This window comes from Streptomyces sp. NBC_01520, from assembly GCF_045040375.1.
Classification (GTDB): Bacteria; Actinomycetota; Actinomycetes; order Streptomycetales; family Streptomycetaceae; genus Streptomyces.
Genome location: NZ_CP109404.1, coordinates 6,406,975 through 6,422,433, shown reverse-complemented (window position 1 = coordinate 6,422,433; position 15,459 = coordinate 6,406,975). Strand labels below are relative to the sequence as shown.

Below are 15,459 nucleotides of genomic sequence, written 5' to 3'. Positions count from 1 at the left end.
AAGGGCCAGGACGGCTGGGCCGGTCGAGGCGGCCCGTCGGATTCGGCCGTGCGGCAGAACCTTGCGGACGCGGGGCCGGGCGACGGTTCGCGGATCAGGCCACGGGCCGACGCGGGCTGCGGTGCTCGCATGGGGCTAATTGGCAACGGGCGAAGGTGCTGTTCTCCACGCGGCTGAGTGTTGTTCCCGCACCGGTTACCGGACTACTGGGCAGATGACCCAACATTGCCCCCGCGCGCCCACCTGGCGGCCGGGTCACCGATGACGACGCCGGCTTCGACGACCCTCACGGCCAGCGCCGTCCGGGACGACACCTCGAGTTTGCGCATCGCTGCTCCCACGTGCCGCGCGACCGTCTTCGGCGACAGGACAAGGACACCAGCGATCTCCGGGTTGGTCCGGCCCTCGACGAGCAGCCGGACCACGTCGCGCTCCCGGGGAGACAGTTGATTGCCGTAGCTTCGCCGCCCACCCTGCCACGACGGACGCTTCACCTCGACACCGTGTGCACGCAGCGTATGCATGACGCGCTCGGCATCGCGACGAGCGCCGAGGGTGGACAACCCCTGGAAGGTCTCCGCAAGGACGGAGAGCGCCGCATCCGACCGGTCCGCACGCAGCAGACAGCCGGCCTGTCGCTCGCGGCTGAGCAGGGCCTCGTACGGCCGCGGGAGGCTCTGCCACTCGTCGGCGGCACGCGCGAACAGTCCGGCGGCGTCGAGGGGATCGCCTTGATACTCAGCCAGGATCGCCCTGCAGGTCGACACGGCGGCGTGCGGGCCAGGTGCGAGGCGATCGCGCACTCCCGCTGCGAAAGCGTCGACCAGGTCGTCGGCTTCGTCGGAGCGGCCGGCCATGAGCAGCGCCTCGGCCCGCACCGGGGCGAGTTCGGTGGCCCAGATCCAGGTGCCTTTGTGTTCCAGGAACCGGATCGGCTTGTCGGTCAGTTCCAGCACGTCGTCGATCCGGCCGGCGCCGAGCCGAAGCCTGGCCAGGGCTCCGGCAGGTTCGATGGAGTACTCCGCCCCGCCATGGCGGTCCGCCTGTTCGAGGACGAGCCGCAGGCACGCGTCCGCTCGGTCCCGATCACCGCGGGCCGCGTACAGCAAGCCGGTGACCATGGCCGGCGCCAGGCGACTCACCGGCTGCAGGAGTTCCTCGTCACCGGCCAGCGATCCGGCCCGGTCGGCCAGCCCGTCCCAGGCCCCGGTGAGCCAGTCCAGGTGAGCCAGCGTCGCCTGCCCGATCCTGCGAAGGTTCAGGTACTCATACCTGTCGGCAAGGCCAACGGCGCACGTGAGCCACCGTCCTGCCTCCGGGTACCTTCCCCATATCAGCGCCATGTGCCCGACGTTGAGTCGGCCGATCGTAATGTCCTGCCTCTCCTCGGTGGTGGAGGCGTCATCGGCGATCAACGCTGCCTCCGCCCACCCCTCCTCCTCACCGAGCAGCAAAAGCCCGCTCGCCCGTCCGACCCGGATCTTCATCCGGTCCCGCGGCGCCATCGAGGCCGGCACCTGCGCCACGCGCCGCAGCCACCTGAGGTGTTCGGCCGCCGGTGTCGTCGTCCCGTACGGCAGGCCGAGGAGCATCATCGCGCGGGCCGCCTTCGCCGGGTCGTGCCCGAGGTCGGGCAGCGCGCGTTCCACCTCGATCCGCGACTGCTCGAACGCCTCGGTCTGCTGCAGCAGACGGGCCACATGGAAGCGGATCTCCGCTGCCTCGTTCGGCGCCGGCTCACCGGTGTCCAGCACGAGGCGGAGGGCGTCCATCAGTTCGCGGTAGCTTTCGTGCCCGCCGAGCAGGGCGAACGGAACTTTACTGGTCAGCCGGACCACGTCGGCGGGCGGCAGATCGGGGTTGGTGAGCAGATCGTGCAACAGGGCGACCGCCGTCGCGTCGTCGCCCGAGGCGAGGGCGAGGTCGGCAGACTGTTCCGCGTACCGGCACCATGCCGTCATGTCGCCGGCCTCCCGGAAGTGGCGCGCCAGCTGGGCGACCGGGGACGGGGTGGCGTCTTCGAGGACGTGTGCGACACGCAGGTGCATCGCCCGTCGCTGCGGCGCAGGAATCGCCTCGTACACCGCGCGGCACGCCAGCATGTGCCGGAACGAGACCAGCCCGCTCGGGTCCTCCCTCAGCAGACCTGAACCCACTGCCTCCGCCAGGCCTGCCAGCCGGCTCGCCGGATCGCCTGCCGGCGCCATCACCTCGACGACGGTGTCCTCGGGGGTGGGGGCCGTGAGTACGGCGGCCGCGCGCAGCGCCGCCTGTGCCGCGGGGCCGAGCCGTGCGCTGCGTTCCAGTACGGCATCCCGCACCGTGGGCGGTACGTCGATCTCACTCGGCAGCTGCCGCACCCAGGAATCACCCCGCCGGGTCAGGTCGGCGCGGCTCCACATCAGCCGGACGGACTCCTCGATCGCGAGCGGAAGCCCATCGGTCCGGTCGTGCAGGAAGGCTGCGAACTCGTCGGAAACCCGTTCCCCACCGAGCATCGAGGACACCATTTCGGCAGTCCCGGGGACGTCCAACGGCTCCAACGACAGCCGCAGCGTCGCCGTTCCCACCGGTTGCCGCGACGACAACCGCAGCAGCAGAGAGTCCGGCGCGATTTCCTCCGGACGGTAGCTCACGAGCAGGCTGACCCGTTGCCGCGGACGTGACGCCAGGAACAGCAGAAACTCCAGGGTGGCCTCATCTGCCCAGTGCACGTCCTCAACCGCGAGCAACCCGATCTCGAGCCGTTCGAGGATCTCCTCGATGGCCCGGAACAGCCGGTGTCGTGACGCTGCTGCGTCTTCGGCCGGGTCGGGTACCGGCGGCAGCGCCGAAGCCCACTCGGGGAACAACGGCCGGAGCGCCCCCGCCAACCCGCTCAGGCCGAGCCCGGAGACATCTTCGGTCGCCGATCGGATCGCGTCCACCACCGGACCGAGCGTAAAGGGCTGCCGAACGGCCGGGCAGGTCGCCTGCAGTACCCCCTGCCGGGCCGGGGCATGCGCCGCGAGGAGCTCCTGCACCAGCCGGCTCTTACCGATCCCGGCCTCGCCCTCGACCAGCACGATCACCGGCGGGTCCAACAGCACGGCTCTCAGTGCGGCGAGCTCGCGCTCGCGTCCGATCAAGCCGGGTGACGCGATCGCCAGCAGGTTGTGGGGGTCAGAACCGCAGGTAGACATGTGCCCTATCACGGGGGGAGAGCTGACGGCGTTCCCGAACCATCGTGCCGGGTCGGGTGGTCGGGGAGCAACGTGAGCATGGTTACAAGGCGGGATGGCGGGCGCGTAGGCCACGGCGGAAGCCGCACTAGGTGGGAACCGAGAGCCTTGTCGGGGCTGTCCTCGGGTAGGCCCGGGCAGGCGGCGCCGCCCCGGGAGCGCCGCCGTGGCCCTCCCGGGCATCGGCTTCTGAGGGGCGGCGCGTTCCCGGCGGTGTGTGCTGCGATGTTCCGTGCCTGTGATCCGGCCGGCCTGCTCGTGCCTGCGCGGTGCGGACGGCATCGAGGTTGAGGCGGGTGTCGACGCCGGGGTGGGAGGTCATCGCAATGTGGGTGCCGCCGCTATGCCGGGCGGCGGACTCGCGCACGGCGCGATGGGCGCTCGACCACGATCTGCCGTAGTACGCGATCGGGAAGGAGCTGATGTTGGGCACGACCAGTGCGCCCCGGTCGCGGGGCTGGACGCCGGCGGCGCGGAGCAACGTCGCCACTCGGGCGCTCGCGCCGTCCAGTTCCACGTATGTCAGGAGGGCCTCGGACTCGTGGACGGCGACTCGACCGCCATGCTCCTGGGCGGCGTGCACCAGGAATGAGGCGAGGTTGGTCACGTTGTTGCCTCCTTGGGTCGGCACGGTCGGCGCGTCGGGCCCGGTGCCGCATGTCCTGTCCCTGGTCGAACGGGGGATCATCTGCCAGGGTGTCCTGCGCGGTCGCCGGCCGGCCGTGGGACACCTGCGGTGCATCCCGCGGAACCACAACAATAGGTCGCACGACATCCGAGCGCTTGACGTGGCGGGACAGCCGACTTGCCTTTCGGGGACAGGACCGAGAGGAGCGCGACGAGACCGCTTGTTCGCACCGCAGCCTGCTGCGCCATGAACACATGTACAACGAGGCACTGCTGTTGCCGGCCGAGCGGTGCTCGGTGGACCATGTCGCCCGTAGCCAGGGCGTGGACCGGCGCAGCGTCCACAGGCGCCTCGCGTTCTCGGGCGGGACGTTCTCGGGCGGGACGGCGTCTGCTGGAGCTGTGCTCGGCCGTCCGCGGCGCCGTGATCGTGGGGACGGGCCCCACCGTCGTGAGCGAGCTCGCCGTGCGCACAGACCTCACCGACGGACGCCCGGTGGAGGTGGTGACGGAGAGTATCGATCTGCACTACGCTCTGCGCGCGGTGTGGACCTCCGGGCGCATCCCGATCGGCCCGCCCGCGGAACTGCTCGGCGTCGCGCGAGGCCAGTGACGCCCGGGTTTCACAGTTGGTGAGCATGCGACAGCGCCGAATCCGTGGCTTGGCCTGAGCTGGCCGCCGCGTTACGGCGAGGTGTTGATCCCAGGTTCTCCGCCTCGGGCCGCTCAGCGCGCCGCCGCACCATCCGGGTGCGCACTCGAGGTGTCGTCCCGGACGGTGCCGGCCGTGAGGGTCGTCGAAGCCGGCGTCGTCATCGATGACCAGGCCGGCGACGGCCGCCAGATGAGCGCGCGGGGGCAAAGATGGGTCATCTGCCCAGTAGTCCGGTAACCGGTGCGGGAACAACACTCAGCCGCGTGGAGAACAGCACCTTCGCCCGTTGCCAATTAGCCCCATGCGAGCACCACAGCCCGCGTCGGCCCGTGGCCTGATCCGCGAACCGTCGCCCGGCCCCGCGTCCGCAAGGTTCTGCCGCACGGTCGAATCCGACGGGCCGCCTCAACCGGCCCAGCCGTCCTGCGCTCTTTGACGCAGCCAGGTTCCGGGGCGAACCCGCAGGCTGATCGACCGGTGGCGGATCACTGCCGCAACAGCAGGGCGCGCGGTCCGCAGCCAAGGCGCTGCGGTTCCGATCGCGCCGGAGAGCAGCGCCGGCCCGCACCACATGAGGAGGCACTTGTGCATTCCTCACCACGTTCACGGCGAACCCGAGGGAACGGCATCTCAGGAGGTCTGGCGAAGAGGCGTTCCGGGCAACAGCTGGCCCCCGCGGTCACCGGCATCACCATCCTCGGGGTGGTCTTATCGACCACCCCGGCGAATGCGGCCGGCCCGCCCCCGCCCCGTCTGCACATACCGCCCTCAACCAGATCTTGCCCGACTTCGGTCGGCGACAGCTTTCTCCGCGCTGCCGCCGCAGCGACCGACAGTGCTGGGGACACCGTCAAGCAGACGATTCCCAAGGCGTACCGACTGCGCCGAGGTGAACCGACGAAGCGGTGAACCCAACCGGAGGGGGCCGCGACCGGGGCGAGACATGAGTCTCGTCCCGGCGTCTCTCGCGTATGCGGCTCAGCCTCGCCGAATACGGGCGGGGCGGCGGAGCCAATGCTCGCGGACCCCGCAATCCTCGCCTATCGGTTGGCGACGGCTGCCCTGGCGGGCTGCCGGTCGACTCCACCGCAGAAAGGAATTCACGTGACCCGCAGACGTCGCCAATTGCTCGCCGCACTCGTGGCCGGGATACTCGCTGTCTTGGCCTGTGTAGTGGCAACTTATCCGTCAGGAACCACCGCACAGGTCGCGCTGGGCCAGAATCTGGACAAGCTGCACCAGGCCGACCCTGGTGACCCGCTCGAGGAAGGCGAGGAAGGCGAGGAAGGCGAGGAAGACCCGGGATCCGCCGGTCAAGCCGCATTCCGCCAGCGCGCCTACCCCGGTGACACCATCACCGTGGCGCAGATGAACGGCGCGCGCGCCGCCTACCGCACGGCCAAGGGCCGCGCGCTCCCGACAGGCAAGGGACAGAAGGGCACCTGGGTCACGGTGGGGCCCAAGGAGGCGGTCTACCCGTACGCCCCGTACCGCGACTCGTCCAGCTATCTGCCCAACGAGTACGTCGCGGGTGGCCGTACCACCGCGGTAGCCATCAGCCCCACCTGCGTACCGGGTCGCTGCAAGATGTGGATCACGGCCGCAGGTGGTGGCATCTGGCGGACCGACAACGCGCTCGCCGACGAGCCGTCCTGGCGGTACCTCGGCGGGCCGCTGGGCATCAACGCCGCCGGTTCGGTGACCATCGACCGCAACGACGCCACCGGCAACACGATCTACGTCGGCACCGGCGAGGCCAACGGCTGCTCCTCCGGTTGCGTGGCCGGCGTGGGCATCTACAGGTCCACCGACGCCGGCGAAACCTGGACCGGGCCACTGGGCCAGGCGGAACTCGGTGGCAAGGGCATCGGCCAGATCGCGGTCAAGCGGGGTGACCCCCGGACGATTTACGTCGCCACCTCCACCGCGATGCGCGGTATGTCGAGCACCTGCTGCTCCGGGATCACCCGTCCGGTGCCCGACTCGGCCAAGTGGGGCCTCTACAAGTCCACCGATGGTGGAGCCACCTGGGCCTTCGTCCACAACGGGTCGGCCGACGCCGCGGCCTGCACCGGCAGCCAAGCCGAGTACGCCAACCAGACCGCCTGCTCGCCGGGGGGTGTCCAGGGCGTCGAACTGGACCCCAGCGACCCGGAGATCGTGTACGCGGGCTCGTGGGCGCGGGGCATCTGGCGGTCGCCGGACGGCGGCACCACCTGGACGCAGATCAAGCCGTCGCTCAAAGCGACGAACGCCTATACCCGGCCCGCCTTCGACGTGACCCGGCTGCCGAACGGCAAGACCCGGATGTACGTCCACGAGGGCAACATGAGCCAGCCGGCCTCCCGGATGTTCCGCACTGATGACGCGGCCGCCGACACCCCGGCCTTCACCGATCTGACCAGCTCCGACGTCACCAACCCCGGGTTCGCCTGGCTCGGCCTGTGCGGTTCGCTGTGCTGGTACGACATCTTCGTCCACACCCCGGAGGGGCACCCGGACATGGTCTACGTCGGCGGTTCCTACGCCTACGGCGACAGGATCGCCAACAAGCGGGGAGTGGTGCTCTCCACCGACGCCGGGGTGAGCGGCACCGACATGACGTTCGACGGCACCGACCAGCTGCATCCGAACGGCCTGCACCCGGACCAGCAGGCCCTGGCGACGAACCCCAACAACCCGTTCCAGTTCTTCGAGGCCAGCGACGGCGGCATGGTGCGGTCCAGCGGCACGCTCGTCGACCGCTCGGCGTGGTGCGACGACCCTCGCCGGATCCTGGACGAGAAATCGAAATCCCGCTGCAGGCAGATGCTCTCCCGCATCCCGTCCGAGCTGCGCAGCATCAACAAGGGTCTGTCCACATTGCAGTTCATCAGCCTGTCGGTCAGCCCGCACAACAGCAACGTGCTGCAGGGCGGGACGCAGGACAACGGCACCTGGCAGACCGACGGCAGCCCGAACCTGTGGCGGAACACCGCGATCGGCGACGGCGGCCAGTCGGGCTTCGACGTCGGCCGGCCGGAGTTCCGCTTCCACACCTTCAGCAGCGCGTCTGTGGAGGTGAACTTCAACAACGGGAACAACTCCGACTGGATCTGGACCGGCGACCCGATCAACGGGAAGGGCTTCAGCGAGTTCTACCCGCCGGTAATCAGCGACCCGAAGGTCAGCGGCACGATGTTCGCCGGCGCGGGACGGTCGGTCTACCGGACCAAGACGTTCGGGCTCGGTGACCGGACGCTCGAGGAGGCCAATCGGCTCTGCAACTCCAGGACCCGCGACCGCACCGTGGTATGCGGCGACTGGGTCGAACTCGGGTCCGAACCGCTCAACTCCACTTCCTGGGGCGACCGGTCCGGGCGCGGGGTGGTGGCCGTCGAGCGCACCACCGCCGACACCGCCACCGCCTGGGCGGCGACGGCCACCGGCCGTCTGTTCATCTCCCACAACGTCGACGCGGAGTCGGCGGCCTCGGTCTCCTGGACCCGGCTCGACGACGACGCGGTGACCCCGAACCGGTTCATCAGCAGCATCCACGTCGACCCCGCTGACGAAAACCACGCCTGGATCTCCTACAGCGGCTTCGACTCGGTCACGCCGACCACCCCTGGGCACGTGTTCGAGGTCCGGTTCGACCCGGCGACCGGCAAGGCCGACTGGACGGACCGCTCGTACGACTTCGGTGACCTGCCGGCCAATGACCTGGTGCGCGACGACGCCAACGGTGACCTCTACGCGGCAACCGACTTCGGCGTGCTGCGGCTCGCGGCCGGGACCACGACGTGGACCAAGAGTGCTCCAGGGATACCCAACGTCGAGGTGGCGGGCCTGACCGTCGTGCCGGGCAAGCGGATCCTCTACGCCGCGACCCACGGGCTCGGAGCCTGGAGGCTCAATCTCGGCTCTGAATGACACCGAGGAAACACCACGCGAGGGGCCGCACCCGCGGCCCCTCGTCCTGCCCCATCACCTCCTGGAGGTGGCAAGGCTCAGCTGATGTGCAGCTGCGTACAGAGAAAAAAGTGAGAAAGATGATCAAGCGTCGAATGGCCCTCGCGGCAGGTGTCGCTGCCCTCCTGGTCGGCTGCGGAACCACTTCCACGCCCGCCACCGGCGGCGACACGACCATCCGTGTCCAGGTCTCGGGCGAGCCTGAGGAGACTGCCGGATACAGCGCGATAGCGAAGTCCTACGAGCTGAGCCATCCCGGGACGAAGGTGCAACTCGTGCCCGTCGCGAATAAGTCCGATCACCTCACCCGCCTGTCGACGGCGTTCGCCGGCGGCGAGCCGCCGGATGTCTTCCTGATCAACTACCGGGAGTACGCCCAGTTCGCGGCCCGCGGCGCCATCGAACCGATCGGCCCCCGCCTGGCCGGCGTCGGCGTGGACACAGCGGACTACTACCAGCAGCCGATCAGCGCGTTCACGTACGACGGGCAGGTGCAGTGCATGCCCCAGAACCTCTCCTCGCTGGTCGTCTACTACAACCGCACGCTGTTCGCCGAGGCGGGTGTGCAAGCCCCGAAGCCGGGGTGGACCTTCGAGCAGTTCAAGGAAGCGGCCACCCGCCTCACCGGCGACGGCGTCCATGGCCTGGGAATGGATCCCTCCATCGTTCGCCTTGCTCCGTTCGTCTGGAGCAACGGCGGCGACATCGTCGACGACCCCCAGCACCCGACGCGACTCACGCTCGACACGCCCGCTGCGCGGCAGGCCCTGGAGTCGCTGGTGCAGCTTGTGCGCAACGACGGTGCGGGACCGGACAGAACCGAGCTCGCCGGTCAGGACCTGCAGGCCCGGTTCGCCTCCGGCAAGCTCGCGATGTTCCTCGATTCCCGTAAGGAAACCCCGGCCCTGCGCGAAGTGCAGGGTCTCGACTGGGACGTTGCCGCCCTGCCGGTGACCCGCAAGCCGGCCGGCGTCCTGCACTCGGACGCCTACTGCATCGCCCGCAAGTCGAAGCACCACGACGAAGCCGCCCGCTTCATCGCCTTCGCCACCGGGAAGGACGGCCAGCGGATCACCTCGCTGAGCGGACGTGTGGTGCCGTCCCTTCGCGAGGTCGCCAACTCGTCGGCCTTCCTCGCCCCTGTCAAGAAGCCGGCCAACTCCCAGGCGTTCCTCGACGTCCTTCCGTATCTCAAGAGCCTCCCGGTCCTGGCGACCTGGCCGGAGATCGAGGACATAGCCGGCGAGGAACTGGCCCGCGCCTTCTACGACGGCGCACCCGTGGATGACGTGATCAAGCGGATCGACAAGCGCACCCGGCCGTTGTTCACCTCCGGTAACGACACCCGATGAGGAGGAGGCTTCGGGCAGTGCTGATCACCGCAGGGGCCTGCGTAGCCCTGCTGACGGCCTGCACCCCTCCCACGGCAGACACCGAAGCCGGGCCCGGCACGGCAGACGGCGCTGCCATCTGCCCGAGCCCCAGCCCGGCAGCCAATATCTCGGACATACCGTCCGGGTTCAAGGTCGGCGACCTCGGCGTGGTCACCACCGTCAGCAAGCAGCACGACTTCACCTCCGTGGTGATCTCCACCCGGGAATCGATCCGGGAGGCCTTCGGACACGTGCACAAGCTGGCGGACCAGGCCGGCTTCACCGTCCTCAGCTCGCAGAATGACGGTATCGACGCGGAGATCTTCGTCAAAACGCCCCACGGCCAAGGGTTCGTCGGCATGAGCGAGGGGTCGTGCGGCAAGGCAATCGCGATCGTGGAACTACCGGAGCCCCCGAAATGACAGTGCATCAGGAGGCGCGTGTACGACGCCGAGCCCGACTTCGTGGCAGCACGGCAGGACGGGCCCTGGCAGCCTGCATGGTCGGGGTCGTGTTCTCCTTCCCGCTGGCCATCATGGCCATCGGCTCGCTGCGCAAGCCCGGGCTGCCGCCTCCTGGCGGGCTCGAACTCCTGCCGGACGTGATCCGGTCGGGGAACTACGAGACCGCTGCAGGGCTGATCCCGCTCGGCCAACAGCTGCTGAACTCGGTTCTTGTCGTGTCAACCGCGGTACCGGTCACCGTGCTTGTCGCCTCCTGGGCCGGGTTCGCGATCGTCATGGCGCGCCCCGCCGTACGACGCCTGCTGATCGGCATCGCGCTGGTGGTGCTCAGCATGCCCGCGTCCGCCATGTGGGTGCCGCGCAAGGTGATGCTGGAGCAGCTGGGGCTGACCGACCACGCCCTCGTCGTCGCGCTGCCCGCGGTCATGGGAACCACGCCGTTCTACGTGCTGCTCTTCGCATTCGCCTACCACCGCATCCCACGGTCCCTGTATGAGGTCGCGGCAGTCGAACAGGCATCGGTGTTCCGTATCTGGAGGTCGGTCGCATTCCCACTCGCCCGGCCGACCATGTTCGCCGTGGCCGCGCTCGCCTTCGCCACCTACTGGGGGAACTTCATCGACCCGCTCATCCTGCTCAGCACGGAGGAGGACTGGCCGCTCGCACTCGGCCTGCGCGCCCTCTCCGCACTCGAGCCGACACTGCATCCGCTCTACATGGCAGCAGCCGTCATGGCCACCGCCCCCGCCGCGCTCGCCTTCCTCGCCGCACAACGAGCGCTCGCCCCCCGCCGCAACTTGGAGACATGACCATGGGCATCGCAATCCACGGTGCGCACAAGTCCTACCGTTCACGCCGTAAGCAGCCCATCGCCGCCCTGACCGAGGTCGATCTGCACGTGGCCAGGGGCGAGCTCATGGTGGTCGTAGGACCGTCAGGTTCCGGAAAGAGCACTCTGCTCAGAGCGACCGCCGGACTCGAGACACTCGACGCCGGCCGAATCGAGATCGGTGGACGCGACGTCACGACGGCCGCACCGGGCGACCGGGACCTTTCACTGGTCTTCCAGGACTACGCGCTCTTCCCCCACCTCACGGTCGCCGAGAACATCGCCTTCGGCCAGCGCGCCCGAGGCGTGCCCAGGACCCAGATCACCACCGACGTCGACCAGGCCGCAACCATGCTCGGCCTCACCGCAGCTCTGGCCCGGTACCCCCGCGAACTGTCGGGCGGAGAGCGCCAACGCGTAGCACTCGCCCGGGCCTTGATCCGCCGCCCCAAGGCCTTCCTCCTCGACGAACCTCTCGCCAACCTCGACCCCGACCTGCGACTGCGCACGCGAGCCGAAATCCGCGAACTCCAGCGCCGCCTGGGCGTGTCGATGCTCTACGTCACCCATGACCAGACCGAGGCACTTGCTCTGGGCGACCGTATCGCCGTCGTGCGAGCAGGCCGCATCGAGCAGGTGGGCACACCTGACGAGCTCTACTCGCGCCCGAGCACGGCATTCATCGCACGCTTCATCGGAACTCTGCCGATGAACCTGCTGCCACCCGAAGCGCTGGGCCGCGAGAACGGTCCCGTGACCGGCATCCGACCTGAGCGCACACACCTGGCACAGGCCGGACACGGGCATCTGACGGGACGCGTCACCACCGTGGAGCCGAGCGGCGAAGAGACCGTCCTTCACGTCGTGTGCCCCGACACCACGCGCATTCTGGTCAGGGTGCCGTCCTCGGCCGATGTGCCCCGGCCCGGAAGCGAGACCGGCATCACCTGGAGCAATGCCGACGAGCACCACTTCGCTTCGGCAGAAGGACCACGCACCGCATGAACGAACAACACTGCCAACCCACTCGGCCCGCCCCTCGCCGCAGATGGGGCAGCGCGCGCACACCCTCACTCAGGCATCGGCCGACAGCACTGGCCCTGCCATGGCTCGTCGCCACAGCCCTTCTGGTGGGCGTCCCACTCATCGGCTCGGTATGGCTCGCCTTCACCGACTACTACGGCTTCGGCGCCCCCTCATTCACCGGCCTCGACAACTGGCGCCGGCTCGCCACCGACGAAACCTTCTGGCACTCCCTCGCCAACTCGGCCAAGATCGCGGCCATAGCCATACCCCTGCGAACCGCACTCGCCGTCGGCTGCGCGCTCCTGCTCCACCGCCGCAGCAGCGTGAACAGCGCCGCCCGCACCGCGGTATTCCTGCCGTCCATCATTCCTGACGCGGCCTGGGCTCTCCTGTGGCTCTGGCTGCTCAACCCTCTTTACGGGCCGCTTCCTCTCACCCTCGAAGCATTCGGCCTCCCCTCACCCGGCTGGTTCACCGACCCCACTGCCGCACGAGGCGGACTCGCGCTCGTCGCCTCCCTCCAGATGGGCGAGGGTTTCCTCGTCGCCCTCGCGGCACGCCGCCTCCTGCCGGACTCCCTGCACGAAGCCGCCGCCATGGAAGGCGCGGGACGCACCTTCACCTTCAGACGCATCACGCTGCCGCTGATGGCACCGATCCTCATATTGCTCGCACTGCGGGACGTCGTCCTCCTCCTGCACACCACGTTCATCCCAGCCCTGCTGATCACAGCCGGCGAACCGCACTCCGCGACACTGGTGGCACCGCTCTACGTCTACCGCCGCGCATTCCTGTACGGCGAGCTCGGGTATGCCAGCACCCTCTCGATCATGCTGCTGATCACCGCTGCCGCCGTCGCAGCCGTTCAACTGATCGTTCTTCACCGAACGCGTCTTCTCGAGCTGCTCTGACCTGAATCCGCAGGTAGTGGTGGAGGGCCGACGGCTGATACGTCGACAGGTGCGCTTCCGGTTCGAGAAGACCGGCCACTCCAGCAGCGGAGCCCGCAAGCAGGCAGGCTTCCCCCGCTGGGATGACTCGCGAGGGGACGCCGTTGACGGGCGGGCCACCTGACCACCAGTCACTGGTTCCGACCGGTGGCAGCCGCCCGCAAGGGCGTCAGGAAACGGCTTGCTTCTGCGTTCCACGAGATCACGAGGGCGTCCCGCGCACGGGTCACCGCGACGAAGAGCAGCGAGCGGGCGCGCTGGAGCTCACGCCTGTGGCGGGTACGGTCGGTCTTCTCCCACTGGTCCACCGATGCCCGGGGAACCAGGCCCTCGGTGACGCCTGCGATGATCATGCGCTGGTACTCCAGGCCCTTGAAGCGGTACATGGTCCCGATGTGTACCCCCTCGGGCTTCTTCGGACCTTCCGGGGTGATCTCGGTCGGCTCGACACCCCGTTGCTTCAGCCGGTAGGCGACCTGGGTGACCATGTCGGTGGGGGCGCGGTGCAGGAGACCCCGGCGCGACTGGCCGGATCGTGCATGACCCCCATGCCGCAGGGAGATCGATCGGACGGATCCTCACGTCCGCCACAAGATACATACGAGAGTGCTGCGAGGTCACACGAACAGCAGTCGACCGCTGCAGAGCCGGACGTTCTTCCCCCTACCGCCGCAACGTGGCTCCCCACCCCTCACACGCCGCGACCGCCCGCGCCACCACGCCGTTCGCCTCCGCACGCGGAACCGTCCGCCATCGTGATGACATCGCGATCCGGAACGTGATGCACCGGGTGCCCTCGTCCTCCGTGCGGGTGTGAACTCCCACGACGTCCACACCGGTCACCAGCGGGTCGGCGCTGTGCAGGACAGCCAGCAGATCCCCGACAGACGGTCCGGCCTCGGGCACGGCGAGCGTGACGTCCCGGGTCGCGACGGGCCAGGCCGTGGCCGCGTGTGGGCCGCTGGTGCGGAACGAGGATGCCACGGCGGCCTACAAGTGCCGAGATCATGAGCTCCGCCGCCGCCACAACGAGGAGCCGCCCGTCCCGGGCCACGACCTCGACCAGCCCCAGGTTCCCCACCGGTCGGCCCCCGACCTGCACGGTGACGGCGGAACGGGGCAGAAACCCTGCGTCGTCCCCGGGGACCAGCGCGACGTTGCGCCCGGCACCGGCCACCCGGTGCACCGCGCACGACGTCGCGTACCTGCTGCGCCTGACCGGTCTCCCTTCCGACACGGCACCATGACAGACCACGGCGACCCGCCGCTGCTCATCGCCGTCCCGCGAAAGCACCGTCCCCACCTCGAACAGGTGCGCCGGTCCCGGTCCGAGGCGGCCCGCACACGTCCCGGCCAGACCAGGCACCAGCGCCGGACGCACATGTGTGTGTCCCCCGTCGCCGCCGCGCGGCAGCAGGTCGGCCGCATCCGTCCCGGCCGGCCCCGCGGACCTCGTCACGAGCGAAAGGACCAGCTCCTGTACGTCACTCGGTGGAGTTCGAAGGACTCCCACACCGGCAGGTCGATGTGCAGCTGCCACCGCTGGCCCATCACGAAGCCGAAGCGGCGCAGGAAGTCGGGGGACCTGCGGGAGGGGTCGTGGCCCAGCACCTCGACCGTGCCCGAGGTGGGGTTGAGCAGGCCGGCGACACACTTGAGGGTCGTCGTCTTGCCCGCCCGTTGGGGCCGAGGACGCCGAGGACCTGACCGCCGTGAGCCTCGAAGGTGACGTCGCTGACGGCGGTGACGGTCCGTGTCTCGCGGTGCACGACCGAGCGCAGGGCGCCGCGCAGGCCGGGCTGACGCACCGTGACATCGAATTCCCGTGTCAGGTTCCGCACGGTGATCACGCGTCCACGTTCCCTTCGTCCACACGGTTCACGGCCTTGCGCAGCCGAGTGACCGGCTCCGGCAGGACACTGCGCTCACCGGCCGTGATTTCCTCGAGCAGGGCCACGGCCTCGCGGCCGAAGCTGCCGCGGTCCCCGTCGAGTGTCTCGAGCATCATCGTGCGCAAGGTCCACGCCTGGCGTTCCATGCGCCGCAGCCGGGGCAGCAGCACCTCCACGTCGGCGCCGAGCTCAAGGCACCGCTCGGTCCGGGCGACCATCATGCGTTTGTGCTCCCAGAGCACCTGCAGCCCCAGGACGTCGAACTCCCGCTCCCCGCGGCCGTACGCGTCGAGGTCCGCCGCCAGCGGTGCGAGGCCTTCGATGCCCCAGACGCGGTCCATCGCGGGTGCGGAGTCCTGGTACCTGCGGGAGGTGTCGCCGCGAGAACTGTTACGGCAGCTGTAGATAGCTGTTGTTGAACCTTTCTGATCATGGTGTGGTGTCGGCGTACGCGTGCCAGCGGCGGGCGCG

General features: G+C 69.2%; 14 protein-coding genes. 7 read left to right on the top strand and 7 right to left on the bottom strand.

What is annotated here, in order from left to right:
- Nucleotides 1-203 precede the first annotated feature (203 nt).
- Both OG524_RS28980 and OG524_RS28975 read right to left on the bottom strand, forming a co-directional pair.
- On the bottom strand, nt 204-3,182 hold the full coding sequence (locus tag OG524_RS28980; RefSeq protein ID WP_405811949.1) for a helix-turn-helix transcriptional regulator: 2,979 nt from the start codon (nt 3,180-3,182) through the stop codon (nt 204-206).
- A gap of 127 nt (nt 3,183-3,309) precedes the next feature.
- The gene (locus OG524_RS28975; RefSeq protein WP_405811948.1) at nt 3,310-3,828 is read right to left on the bottom strand and encodes an AMP-binding protein; all 519 of its coding nucleotides are present in this window, start codon (nt 3,826-3,828) and stop codon (nt 3,310-3,312) included.
- Nucleotides 3,829-4,272: 444 nt separating this feature from the next.
- On the opposite strand from OG524_RS28975, the gene OG524_RS28970 reads away from it, so the two are divergent.
- Nucleotides 4,273-4,461: a hypothetical protein gene (locus OG524_RS28970; protein ID WP_405811947.1), complete on the top strand. Its 189-nt coding sequence runs from the start codon at nt 4,273-4,275 to the stop codon at nt 4,459-4,461.
- 1,230 nt (nt 4,462-5,691) lie between these two features.
- Here the strand turns inward: OG524_RS28970 and OG524_RS28965 are convergent.
- Entirely contained in the window at nt 5,692-5,820 is a 129-nt protein-coding gene (locus OG524_RS28965) for a hypothetical protein (RefSeq protein WP_405811946.1), read from the bottom strand.
- A gap of 51 nt (nt 5,821-5,871) precedes the next feature.
- Here OG524_RS28965 and OG524_RS28960 point away from each other — a divergent pair, with 51 nt between their 5' ends.
- From OG524_RS28960 to OG524_RS28935, 6 genes are all read left to right on the top strand, one after another.
- On the top strand, nt 5,872-8,415 hold the full coding sequence (locus tag OG524_RS28960) for a hypothetical protein (protein WP_405811945.1): 2,544 nt from the start codon (nt 5,872-5,874) through the stop codon (nt 8,413-8,415).
- 119 nt (nt 8,416-8,534) lie between these two features.
- Nucleotides 8,535-9,806 carry an ABC transporter substrate-binding protein gene (locus tag OG524_RS28955; protein ID WP_405387771.1) on the top strand — a complete coding sequence of 424 codons (1,272 nt, stop codon included), beginning with the start codon at nt 8,535-8,537 and terminating at the stop codon, nt 9,804-9,806.
- A gap of 17 nt (nt 9,807-9,823) precedes the next feature.
- Nucleotides 9,824-10,249: a hypothetical protein gene (locus tag OG524_RS28950; RefSeq protein ID WP_405387772.1), complete on the top strand. Its 426-nt coding sequence runs from the start codon at nt 9,824-9,826 to the stop codon at nt 10,247-10,249.
- Between the two features lie 89 nt (nt 10,250-10,338).
- Nucleotides 10,339-11,100 (top strand): carbohydrate ABC transporter permease, encoded by a 762-nt coding sequence (locus OG524_RS28945; RefSeq protein WP_405387773.1) that lies wholly within the window; start codon nt 10,339-10,341, stop codon nt 11,098-11,100.
- Between the two features lie 2 nt (nt 11,101-11,102).
- Entirely contained in the window at nt 11,103-12,125 is a 1,023-nt protein-coding gene (locus OG524_RS28940; protein WP_405387774.1) for an ABC transporter ATP-binding protein, read from the top strand.
- Between the two features lie 125 nt (nt 12,126-12,250).
- Nucleotides 12,251-13,057, top strand: a complete 807-nt coding sequence (locus OG524_RS28935) for a carbohydrate ABC transporter permease (protein WP_405387775.1) — start codon at nt 12,251-12,253, stop codon at nt 13,055-13,057.
- 170 nt (nt 13,058-13,227) lie between these two features.
- On the opposite strand, the gene OG524_RS28930 is transcribed toward OG524_RS28935, so the two are convergent.
- The 4 genes from OG524_RS28930 to OG524_RS28915 form a co-directional block, all read right to left on the bottom strand.
- The gene (locus tag OG524_RS28930) at nt 13,228-13,584 is read right to left on the bottom strand and encodes a 3'-5' exonuclease (protein WP_405811944.1); all 357 of its coding nucleotides are present in this window, start codon (nt 13,582-13,584) and stop codon (nt 13,228-13,230) included.
- Between the two features lie 175 nt (nt 13,585-13,759).
- Nucleotides 13,760-14,080 carry a hypothetical protein gene (locus OG524_RS28925; protein ID WP_405387777.1) on the bottom strand — a complete coding sequence of 107 codons (321 nt, stop codon included), beginning with the start codon at nt 14,078-14,080 and terminating at the stop codon, nt 13,760-13,762.
- 471 nt (nt 14,081-14,551) lie between these two features.
- A complete protein-coding gene (locus OG524_RS28920) occupies nt 14,552-14,971 on the bottom strand; it encodes an ATP-binding cassette domain-containing protein (protein WP_405387778.1) in 420 nt (139 codons plus the stop codon).
- Nucleotides 14,943-15,329, bottom strand: a complete 387-nt coding sequence (locus OG524_RS28915) for a hypothetical protein (protein WP_405387779.1) — start codon at nt 15,327-15,329, stop codon at nt 14,943-14,945. Before OG524_RS28915 ends, OG524_RS28920 begins: the two co-directional genes overlap by 29 nt.
- Nucleotides 15,330-15,459 lie beyond the last annotated feature (130 nt).